The organism is Micromonospora rosaria, assembly GCF_001567585.1.
Taxonomy (GTDB): domain Bacteria; phylum Actinomycetota; class Actinomycetes; order Mycobacteriales; family Micromonosporaceae; genus Micromonospora; species Micromonospora rosaria.
This window is the reverse complement of record NZ_LRQV01000191.1, coordinates 1-10,196: the sequence shown is the minus strand read 5'-3', so window position 1 is coordinate 10,196 and position 10,196 is coordinate 1. Positions and strand designations below refer to the sequence as shown.

Annotated in this window: 9 protein-coding genes and 2 pseudogenes; 8 read left to right on the top strand and 3 right to left on the bottom strand. The window is 72.8% G+C overall.

Features of this window, described 5'->3' with window-relative positions; translation table 11 throughout:
• The 3 genes and pseudogenes from AWW66_RS29645 to AWW66_RS29640 form a co-directional block, all read right to left on the bottom strand.
• A pseudogene (locus AWW66_RS29645) lies at positions 1-265 on the bottom strand (hypothetical protein); the annotation flags it as partial.
• Positions 266-407: 142 nt separating this feature from the next.
• Positions 408-536: a hypothetical protein gene (locus AWW66_RS36160; RefSeq protein WP_281179642.1), complete on the bottom strand. Its 129-nt coding sequence runs from the start codon at positions 534-536 to the stop codon at positions 408-410.
• Positions 537-670: 134 nt separating this feature from the next.
• Complete coding sequence (locus AWW66_RS29640; RefSeq protein ID WP_067373325.1) at positions 671-1,891, bottom strand: acyltransferase family protein; 1,221 nt, start codon at positions 1,889-1,891, stop codon at positions 671-673.
• A gap of 291 nt (positions 1,892-2,182) precedes the next feature.
• On the opposite strand from AWW66_RS29640, the gene AWW66_RS29635 reads away from it, so the two are divergent.
• The 8 genes and pseudogenes from AWW66_RS29635 to AWW66_RS29600 form a co-directional block, all read left to right on the top strand.
• Positions 2,183-3,508 carry a polysaccharide pyruvyl transferase family protein gene (locus AWW66_RS29635; protein ID WP_067373322.1) on the top strand — a complete coding sequence of 442 codons (1,326 nt, stop codon included), beginning with the start codon at positions 2,183-2,185 and terminating at the stop codon, positions 3,506-3,508.
• A 94-nt stretch (positions 3,509-3,602) separates the two neighbouring features.
• On the top strand, positions 3,603-4,715 hold the full coding sequence (locus tag AWW66_RS29630) for a glycosyltransferase family 2 protein (protein WP_245648544.1): 1,113 nt from the start codon (positions 3,603-3,605) through the stop codon (positions 4,713-4,715).
• Positions 4,712-5,269 (top strand): GNAT family N-acetyltransferase, encoded by a 558-nt coding sequence (locus AWW66_RS29625; RefSeq protein WP_342671948.1) that lies wholly within the window; start codon positions 4,712-4,714, stop codon positions 5,267-5,269. The genes AWW66_RS29630 and AWW66_RS29625 overlap by 4 nt, the downstream gene beginning before the upstream one ends.
• Positions 5,266-6,318: a pseudaminic acid synthase gene (pseI, locus tag AWW66_RS29620; RefSeq protein ID WP_067373316.1), complete on the top strand. Its 1,053-nt coding sequence runs from the start codon at positions 5,266-5,268 to the stop codon at positions 6,316-6,318. The genes AWW66_RS29625 and pseI overlap by 4 nt, the downstream gene beginning before the upstream one ends.
• A gap of 170 nt (positions 6,319-6,488) precedes the next feature.
• Positions 6,489-7,472: a UDP-N-acetylglucosamine 4,6-dehydratase (inverting) gene (gene pseB, locus AWW66_RS29615; protein ID WP_067373313.1), complete on the top strand. Its 984-nt coding sequence runs from the start codon at positions 6,489-6,491 to the stop codon at positions 7,470-7,472.
• Positions 7,469-8,635: a DegT/DnrJ/EryC1/StrS family aminotransferase gene (locus AWW66_RS29610; protein WP_067373310.1), complete on the top strand. Its 1,167-nt coding sequence runs from the start codon at positions 7,469-7,471 to the stop codon at positions 8,633-8,635. The genes pseB and AWW66_RS29610 overlap by 4 nt, the downstream gene beginning before the upstream one ends.
• 22 nt (positions 8,636-8,657) lie before the next feature.
• Positions 8,658-9,500: a hypothetical protein gene (locus AWW66_RS29605; protein WP_067373307.1), complete on the top strand. Its 843-nt coding sequence runs from the start codon at positions 8,658-8,660 to the stop codon at positions 9,498-9,500.
• Positions 9,490-10,196, top strand: a pseudogene (locus AWW66_RS29600) (class I SAM-dependent methyltransferase); the annotation flags it as partial. The gene AWW66_RS29605 and the pseudogene AWW66_RS29600, both read left to right, overlap by 11 nt.

Genomic DNA, 10,196 nt, shown 5'->3' with positions numbered 1-10,196 from the left:
CGGCCGCCGCGATCTCCGCGGCGGTGGCGGCGGGCGCGGCGACGTCAGTGACCTCGGCGGACCGGGCGGTCGGCGCGGCCCGGTCCGGGGCCGGGATCGCCTCCTCCGGGTCGACGTCCCCGCCGAGCGCCGGTTCCCGCCGCCGGTCCCGGTCGGAGCGGACGACCAGCACGGTGAGCACGCCGAGGGTCAGCAGGAGCAGCCCGGTCCAGATGGCGGCGGCCCGGGGCACCCCGATCACGAACTGGTGGAGGAGCGTCGCCATGGTCGTACCTCGCGGGAAGCGGGAGCCTACGGTGGTCCGCACCGGCGGGCCCGGCGCGGCCGGCCGCGATCGGACGTGCGGTGGATGAGGTGCGGGTGGACGCCGGGTGACCCCACGACGCCGGTACGGCTGCCGCGCGCCGTCAGGCCGGCGGACCCCGGGAGCCGGCGACCTCCGACCCGACCGGGCCGGCCGCAGGAGCGGGGTACCGCTCGTCCTCGGCGGTCAGCGCGACCCACCACAGTGGACCGGTCGGGGCGACGGGAAGCACGACTGACAACCTACCGGCGCCGGCACCGGAAACCCATGGCCGTCCGGGCGTGTCTGCCGACCACCCGTCCGGCCCCGGGCTCACCCCGTCAAGCGACGCTGTCGAGCTGACGTACTCGACGGCCCCAGCGGGGGTCAGCGGTGTCGGACGTAGCCCTGGGCGCGCTCGTCGGACGCCGGCTCGGCAACCCCGGACGCCGGCTCGGCAGACCCGGACGCCGGCTCGGCAGACCCGGAGGCGGGCTCAGCAGCCGAAGCGGGGTCGGGGCGGGGGACCCTGGACCGGCGCGGGCCGAGCAGGCGCATCATCGGGGTCTCCAGCCAGCGGTGCATCAGCGCGGCCAAACCCAGGTTGACCAGGAGGAAGGCGACCACGGCGACCGGTCCCCACCAGCCGGGCAGGCCGACGCCGTAGTGCCCGGTCAGCCGGAGCACGGTGACCATGACGAAGACGTGCACCAGGTAGAAGGCGAAGGAGACCTCGCCGAGCCAGACCAGCGGCCGGGACCGCCACGGGGACCAGCGTCCCCGGATGTCGGCGTCCGCCGCCGCCGCGATGACCAGGATGTACGCCACCGACAGCACACCGGCCCAGAGTTCGGCGCGGATGACCTCACCGGCGGCGATCCAGATGGCGACGAAGAGGATGCTGGCCAGGCCCAGGTTGGGGCCGCGCCAGCAGCCCCGCCGCATCAGCTCCGCCGCGGCGACCCCCATCCAGAACTCCAGCGACCGGGTCAGCGGGAATATCTGGGTGAACCACCAGCGACTCTCCTCGGGCACCAGGAGCTGGGCGGGCCAGAGCGCCACGATGAGCAGCGGTACGGCGACGACGACGAGCCAGAGCATCCAGGGGCGGGCCCGCCGGATCAGGGGCAGCGCGAACGGCAGGCAGAAGTAGAAGAACAGCTCGCAGGAGAGCGACCAGCTCACCGTGTTGACGCTGTAGAAGTGGCCGGGGGTCGGGTCCCAGGCCTGGAGCAGGAACAGGTTGGTCACCGCGACCCGGAGGTTGACCGGGTCGGCGAACCAGAGCCCGACCAGCAGCACCACCGCCCACATCAGGATGTGGTTGGGGTAGATCTTCGCGGCCCGCCGCCGCCAGAAGGCCCGCTTGGAGTCCTCGGGGCGGGCCGACCAGACCAGGACGAAGCCACTGAGGATGAAGAAGAACTGCACGCCGGAGAGGCCGAGGGTGAAGACCTTCGAGAGGACGGCCTGCTGGTCGGGTTCCGCGACGACCCGCATGGTGGCCGCGTGGAAACCGTAGACGAGCAGGGCGGCGATCCACCGCAATCCGGTCAGCGAGGGCAGTCGGGACAAGACCGGCGACGGTCCGGCGGTTACGCTGGTCATGCCCTGACACCGTCCGCGACCAGGATCACCAGCACTACGTCTCCTCCTCCGCGGGCGCGTCGTCGACCGGTTCCGGGCCGCCCGCCGGGCACCCTACCCGCAACCGGTCGACGGCTCCCACCGCGCGAGGTGGGGGGCGCGACGGCGACGGGCGTGCGAACCAGGGGTGACCAATGGCCTAATATCCCGGTTCTTGCGATGTTGCGGGACAGGGACGGGGGTCCGCCGCGTCGCCGACGGCGCCGGCCAGCGCCTCCGGGCGCGCAGAATCGACGAGAGGGAACACCAGCGATGCACCAGCGGATTCTGCTCCGGGCCAAGAAGGGCCCCTTCGACATCTACACCCCGGAGGAGACGTTCGAGCGGAACTGGATCGGCGACAATTCGGGCAACCTGGTCTTCAGCCACTCGGCGCACAAGATCCTGCGGACCGCGAACGCGGAGATCACCTCCACCGGGTTCCGGTCGGACGCCCGGGACGCCGACATGATCAACGAGCAGTACGACGTCTTCGTCGTCCCGCTCGCCAACGCCTTCCGGCGCAGCTTCGCCCACCGGCTGGTCAGCATGACCCGGCTGATCCGCCGACTGAAGATCCCGGTGGTGGTCTTCGGCGTCGGCACGCAGACCAACCTCAAGGGCGACCGGGAGTACCTGCGCCAGATCGACGAGCCGGTGAAGGACTTCGTCAGCGCCGTGCTCGACCGTTCGCACACCATCGGGGTACGCGGCGAGATCACCGAGAGCTACCTGAAGACGCTGGGCTTCTCCGCCGTGGACGTGATCGGCTGCCCCTCGATGTTCCTGCACGGCGACACGCTGCGGGTGGAGAAGAAGAAGCCGTACCTGGGCACCGAGGACCGGATCGCGCTCACCGTCTCGCCGTACGTCAAGTCGATGGCGAAGGTGATCACCGCGCACCACCAGAAGTACCCGAACCTCTGCTACATCCCGCAGGACGTCAAGACCCTCGGTGTCCTGCTCTACGGCGACGCCCCCGAGGACCGGGGCAAGAAGAGCACCATCCCGATCCACACCTCGCACCCGTTGTTCACCGAGGACAAGATCCGGATGTTCGTCGACCCGTGGACGTGGATGGACCACCTGAAGGGGTTCGACTTCAACTTCGGCACCCGGATCCACGGCACCATCACCGCGCTGGTCTCGGGCACCCCGGGGTACCTCTTCGCGCACGACTCCCGCACCCTGGAACTGGCCCGCTACTTCGACATCCCGTACCGGGAGATGACCGACGTCTCGGGTGAGGTGGACGCCGCCCAGCTCTACGAGGAGGCGGACTACACCGCGCTGAACAACGGGCACAAGGCCCGGTACGAGACGATGCTGTCCTTCCTCAACCGGCACGACCTGGGCAACTCGTTCGCCGACGGGGACTGCGCGGCCCGCTTCGACCAGCAGGTCCGCGACACCGTGTACCCGCCGGGGGTGGGGCCGCAGGCCACCGCGCCGACCGAGCAGCTCGTCTCCCGGATCGACTGGCTGCGGGAGCAGAACCAGCAGCTCCGCGAGAAGCTGGACGCGCAGACGTCCCAGCAGTTGCGCACCCGGGTACGGCGGGCCGTGGGCAGCCGGGTGAAGCAGATCCTCAACCGGTAGTTCACCTACGGGCGGTGGGCTGTTCAGGAAGCGCCCGCCGCCCGTACACGCCAGGTTCCGAGCCCGGCCACCCGCGCCGTCAATGGTGTCGGGCGTGGTCACTGAGTCGACGCGAACCCCACTGCTGAGCTTCGTCGTCCCCGTGTACGGCGTCGAGGCGTACCTGTACCAGTGCCTGGAGTCGATCCTCGGCGGGCTCACCGGCGACGATTCCGACGCGATCGAACTGGTGGCGGTCGACGACGCCTCGCCGGACCGGTGCGGGGAGATGCTCGAGTCGTACGCGGCCGGGCGCCCGAACGTCCGGGTGGTCCGGTTGACCCGCAACGTCGGGTTGGGGCTGGCCCGCAACGCCGGGCTGGAGCAGGCGCGCGGCCGGTACGTCTGGTTCGTCGACAGCGACGACTGGCTGCCCCCCGGCGCGGTGACCACGGTGCTGGCGCGGTTGCGCCGGGACGAGCCGGACGTGCTGCTCCTGGACCACCTGCGGGTGCACGAGAACGGCCGGCTGGAGGTCGACGCCAGCAGCCACCTGCTGCGCGGGGTGCCCGACCCGGTGACCCTGGACGAGCGGCCCGAGCTGCTGCGGGTGCAGCACACCGCGTGGAACAAGGTGGTCCGCCGCGACTTCCTCGACGAGCTGGACCTGCGCTTCCACCCCGGCTGGTACGAGGACATCCCGTTCAGCCACCCGCTGCTGATCGGCGCGGAGCGGATCTCGGTGCTGGACCAGGTCTGCTACCGGTACCGGCAGGGCCGCCTCGGCGCGATCACCTCCACCCGCAGCGGCCGGCACTTCGACGCCTTCGCCCAGTACGAGCGACTCTTCGAGTGGGTGGACACGCACCATCCCGACCCGGAGCTGCGCGCCACCCTGTTCACCCTGATGATCAGCCACTACCTGGTGGTGGTGGGCAACGACGACCGGCTCCACCCGCACCTGCGCCGGGCCTTCTTCCGGCGGGTGGCCGAGCACTACCGCCGCTTCCTGCCGCCCGAGGGGTACCCGCAGCCGGACGGGGTGCCCGGCCTCAAGCACCGCCTGGTCGGCCGGAACAGCTACCTGGCGTACGTGGCTTTGCGCCGGGCCCACCGGATGGCCGGCCGGCTGCGTGGCCAGCGGGCCGCGCCGGCGCCGGCCGGGGCCGACCCGGCGGCCGGCCGGGAGGTGGCCGAGCAGTCCACGGCGCTGGCGGGACAGGGATGACCGCTGCGCCGTACCCGACCGACGGGCCCACCGCGACCGACGCGCCACCGCCGACCGACGGGCTGCGCCCGGCCACCGGCGACGACCTGGCCACCATGCTGCGCTGGCGCAACCACCCGCAGGTCCGCGCGGTCAGCAACACCCGGCACGAGATCGCCCCGGCCGAGCACGCCGCCTGGTGGGCGGGGGTCCGCACCGACCCGGACCGGCGGGTGCTGATCCACCGGTACGCCGACCGGGACGCCGGGGTGGTCACCTTCAGCGGGGTGACCTCGCCCCGACGGGACCTGGTCTGGGGCTTCTACCTCGACATCGCGGGCCTGGACGAGCGGCGGGAGCTGCTGCGGGCCTGGATGTCGCTGGAGGAGGCGGCCATCGCGCACGCCTTCACCGACCTCGGGGCCCGCAGCCTCGGCGGGGAGACCTTCGCCGAGAACAAGCCGGTGCTGGCGTTGCACCGACGCTTCGGGTTCCGGATTGTCCGCCGCTACGAGCGGGACGTCGACGGTACGCCGCACCAGGTGGTGTGGACCCAGATGAGCAGGGAAGCATGACGGTGACAGTGAAGATCGGGCCGCACGCGGTCGGCGCAGGTGAGCGGCCCTTCGTGGTCGCGGAGATGTCCGGCAACCACAACGGCAGCCTGGACCGGGCCCTGGAGATCGTCGACGCGGTGGCCGCCACCGGGGCGCACGCGCTGAAGTTGCAGACGTACCGGCCGGACACGATCACGATCGACGTGGACGCCCCCGAGTTCCGCATCTCCGCCGGCCACGACCTGTGGGGCGGCGAGCGGCTCTACCAGCTCTTCGAGAAGGCGCACACCCCGTACGAGTGGCACGAGCCGATCGTCGAGCGGGCCCGGCAGCACGGGCTGACCGTCTTCTCGTCGCCGTTCGACGCGACGGCGGTGCGCCTGCTGGAGGAGCTGGACGTCCCGGCGTACAAGATCGCCTCGTCGGAGCTGGTGGACCTGCCGCTGATCCGGCTGGTCGCCAGCACCGGCAAGCCGATGGTCATCTCCACCGGGATGGCCAGCCTCGGCGAGATCGACGCCGCGGTGACCGCCGCCCGCTCGGCCGGTGCCGGCGGGATCGTGCTGCTGGCCTGCACCGCCTCGTACCCGGCCCCGCCGCAGGACAGCAACCTGCGCCGGATCCCGGTGCTGGCGCAGGCGTTCGGGGTGCCGGTGGGGCTCTCCGACCACACCCCCGGCATCGGGGTGCCGGTGGCCTCGGTGGCGCTGGGCGCCTGCCTGATCGAGAAGCACGTCACGCTGCGCCGGTCCGACGGCGGGGTCGACTCGGACTTCTCGCTGGAGCCGGCCGAGCTGGACGCGCTCTGCGTGGAGTCCGAGCGGGCCTGGGCCGCGCTGGGCGGGACGACGGTCGGCCCCACCCCCACCGAGCGGGAGGGGCTGCGGTTCCGCCGGTCCCTGTACGTGGTCGCCGACGTGCGGGCCGGCGAGCCGGTGACCAGCGAGAACGTCCGGTCGATCCGGCCGGCGGGCGGGCTGCCCCCGGCCGACCTGGACCGGGTGCTCGGGCGCACCTTCGCCCGGGACGTGGCCCGCGGCACCCCACTGGCGTGGGAGCTGATCTGAGCCACCGGCCCGCCGGCCCGCCAGCACGCGGCGGCAGCCGCGCATTCACGTCCGGCCGACGCGATGTTCACCGGACCACGTCAACCAGTTCACCCACCAGGGTTAGCGTCTCGATCCGGTCGGCCGCCCCGGTGGGCCGCGCCGACACCTCACGACCAGGGGAGAAGCAAGTGAGTGAGTTGAATGGTTCGTCCATTCTGATCACCGGCGGCACGGGGTCTTTCGGGAAGACCTTCCTCCGGCACATCCTCACCGAGGCCGACCCGGCCCGCGTGGTGGTCTTCTCCCGCGACGAACTCAAGCAGTACGAGCTGCGCCAGCAGCTCGACGACGACCCCCGGCTGCGTTGGTTCATCGGCGACATCCGGGACCGGCACCGGCTGACCCGGGCGATGCACGGGGTGGACCACGTGGTGCACGCCGCCGCGCTCAAGCAGGTGGACACCGCCGAGTACAACCCGTCGGAGTTCATCGCCACCAACATCACCGGCTCGCAGCACGTGGTGGACGCGGCGATCGAGGCCGGGGTGCGCAAGGTCATCGCCCTCTCCACCGACAAGGCGTCCAGCCCGATCAACCTGTACGGCGCGACCAAGCTGGTCGGCGACAAGCTGTTCGTCTCGGCCAACCACTACGCCGCCCAGCACCCCACCCGCTTCGCGGTGGTGCGGTACGGCAACGTGGTCGGCAGCCGGGGCTCGGTGGTGCCGCTGTTCCGCCGGCTGGCCGCCGAGGGCAAGAGCCTGCCGATCACCGACAAGCGGATGACCCGGTTCTGGATCACCCTCGACCAGGCCGTCCAGTTCGTCATGGACTCCTTCGACCAGATGCAGGGCGGCGAGCTGTTCGTCCCCCGGATCCCCAGCATGCGGATCCTGGACCTGGTCGAGGCGGTCGCCCCGGACGCCACCACGCACGAGGTGGGCATCCGGCCGGGCGAGAAGCTGCACGAGGAGATGATCGCCCCGGACGACAGCCGCCGGACCCTGCGCGCCGCCGACCGGTTCATCGTGCAGCCCACCATCGCCACCTGGGGGTACCAGCCGCCGGAGGGCTGCGAGCAGGTCGGCGACGGGTTCGCGTACCAGTCGGACAGCAACGACCAGTGGCTCACCGTGGAGCAGTTGCGCGACATGCTCGGCGTCCGGGTATGACGGCGATGCTCCCGTACGGCCGGCAGTCGGTGACCGAGGACGACGTCGCGGCCGTCGCCGCCGCCGTGCGCAGCGACTGGCTCACCACCGGCCCGCAGGTGGCCGCCTTCGAGACCGACCTGGCCGGCTGGACCGGCGGGGTGGGCTGCGCGGTGGTCGCCAACGGCACCGCCGCCCTGCACACCGCGTACGCGGCGGCCGGGGTCGGCCCCGGCGACGAGGTGGTGGTCCCGCCGATGACCTTCGCGGCGACCGCCAGCACCGCCGTGGCGCTCGGCGCGACCGTCGTCTTCGCCGACGTCGAGCCGGAGACGTACACCCTGGACCCGGCGGCGGTGTCGGCGGCGCTGACCACCCGGACCCGGGTGGTCTCGGCGGTGGACTACGCCGGCCACCCGGCCGACTACGACGCGCTGCGGGCCAGCCTGGCCGGCAGCGACGCGCTGCTGCTGGCCGACGCCGCGCACTCCATCGGCGCCACCTACCGGGACCGGCCGGTCGGCTCGCTGGCCGACCTGACCACCTTCTCGTTCTTCCCGACGAAGAACCTCACCACCGCCGAGGGCGGGGCGGTCGCCGCCACCGACCCGGCGCTGCTGGAGCGGGCCCGCCGGTTCCGCAACCACGGGCTGGTCCGCGACGCCGACGAGCTGCGCTGGCCCGACGAGGGCGGCTGGCACCAGGAGGTGCACGAGTTCGGCCTGAACTACCGGCTGCCCGACGTGCTCTGCGCGCTGGGCCGCAGCCAGCTCCGCCGGCTCGGCGACTTCCTCGCCGCCCGGGCCCGGCTGGTCGCCCGGTACGACGCGGCCCTGGCCGACCTGGCCGGGGTCCGGCTCCCCGGTCGCCGGTCGTGGGCGGAGCCGGCCTGGCACCTGTACCCGATCCGGGTGCTCGACGGCCGCCGCCGCGAGGTGTACGACGCGATGCGCGCCGCCGGGATCGGCGTGCAGGTCAACTACATCCCGGTGCACTGGCACCCGGTCTTCGCCGACCTCGGGTACCGGCGCGGGTCCTGCCCGGTGGCCGAGTCGTTCTACACCGAGCAGCTCTCCCTGCCGCTGCACCCCGGCCTGACCGAGGCCGACCAGGACCGCGTCGTCGACGCCCTCGGCGCGGCGCTGGGCGCCGGCAGGGCCCGGGCCCGGACCACCGTCGCCTGAGTCGCGCCCCGACAGGAAGCCGATGCACCACGCCAACCACTTCTACGGCCACGCCCACGTCCTGGCCCGCTACTGCGGGTTGGGCGACGGCCACCCGCCCCGGATCAACGGGTACGTCCAGCACGGCTGGAACATCGGCGACGGGCTCGCCCCCGGCCACCCGTACGTGACGGGGACCCCGAGCCTGCTCTGGTCGGAGCAGACCCGGCGGCGGGCCTGGTCGCTGGGGCGGCGCAACGTGGTGGTGATCGGCGCGCCCTTCGCGTACCTGCTGGCGCTGAGCCCGCAGAACCCGCCAACCAGCGAGCGCACCGGCACCATCTGGTACCCGTTCCACGGCTGGGAGGGGCAGAACGTCCGGGGTGACCACCGGGAGTTGATCGCCCGGATCCGGGACACCGAACCGGGCCCGGTGACGGTCTGCCTGTACTGGCACGAGTACGGCATGCGCCGGGTCCGTCAGCTCTACGAGAAGGCCGGGTTCCGGGTGATCTGCCACGGCTACCGGGGCCACTGGTGGCGCGACACCGACCCGTACTTCCTGGACAAGCAGCTCGCCGAGCTGCGCCGGCACCGGCGGGTCGCGTCCAACCGGCTGACCAGCGCGATCTTCTACGGCATCGCGGCGGGCTGCGAACCGGCGGTCTACGGCGACCCGATGATCCTCGCCGACGAGGACCCGACCTTCGGCGGTACCGCCCGGATCCGCCGGCAGTGGCCGCAGTTGCACGGCGAACGGGTCGACGTCGGCGTCGCCGCCGGGATCGCCCGCGCGGAGCTGGGCACCGACCACCGTTGCACCCCCGCCGAGCTGCGCGAACTGCTGGGCTGGGCGCATCCGCAGGAGGAGACCGTTGGCCACTGAGACCGTACCCCGCGTCGACCTGCCCGGCGGCGAGATGCCGGCCTGGTCGGACCTGGCCGGGGGGCGGGCCGCCGGCGGTGACCCGCTGGCCGCGCTGGCCGCCCGGGTGGTGCCGGCCGGCGCCCGGGTGCTGCTCGCCGGCCCGCACCACCCGGAGCTGCTGGCCCGGCTGGCGTACGCCGACGTGACCTGCCTGCTGCGCGGCGTGCCCGACGCCGACCGGCTGGCCGACGCCCCGGCCCGGCTGGTGATCGGCGGGCCGGACGGCCTCGACGGCTCCTACGACGTGGTGGTCGCCGCCGCCGGGCTGGACGCGATCGAGTCGGTGGAGGGGACACCGCTGGGCTGGTCGGCGCTGCTGGACCGGCTGGTGGCGGTGCTGCGCCCGGGTGGGCTGCTCCTGCTGCGCGCGGACAACCCGGTCGGCCTGGGCCGGCTGGTCGACACCACCCCGTGGTACGCCGGCCGCGACGACGCGCGGTGGGCCGTGGGCGGGGTCCTCGACGCCACCCGACCGGCCACCCTGGACCAGCTCCGGGCCCGGCTGACCGCCGCCGGGCTGCACCCGTGGGGCAGCTTCGCCGCGTACCCGGACCCGGGGGCGGCGACCGCGCTGCTGGCCACCGGGCCGCTCGCCGACCGGCCCACCTCGGGACTGTTCGACGCGGTGCTGCACGCCGCCTGCTCCGGCGACCC

Bases quoted from the DNA above. Each gene is read 5' to 3' on its own strand.
- AWW66_RS29635 (WP_067373322.1), top strand. From the start codon at position 2,183: ATGCACCAGCGGATTCTGCTCCGGGCCAAGAAGGGCCCCTTCGACATC.
- AWW66_RS29605 (WP_067373307.1), top strand. From the start codon at position 8,658: ATGCACCACGCCAACCACTTCTACGGCCACGCCCACGTCCTGGCCCGC.
- AWW66_RS29610 (WP_067373310.1), top strand. From the start codon at position 7,469: ATGACGGCGATGCTCCCGTACGGCCGGCAGTCGGTGACCGAGGACGAC.
- pseI (WP_067373316.1), top strand. From the start codon at position 5,266: ATGACGGTGACAGTGAAGATCGGGCCGCACGCGGTCGGCGCAGGTGAG.
- AWW66_RS29625 (WP_342671948.1), top strand. From the start codon at position 4,712: ATGACCGCTGCGCCGTACCCGACCGACGGGCCCACCGCGACCGACGCG.
- AWW66_RS29640 (WP_067373325.1), bottom strand. From the start codon at position 1,891: ATGACCAGCGTAACCGCCGGACCGTCGCCGGTCTTGTCCCGACTGCCC.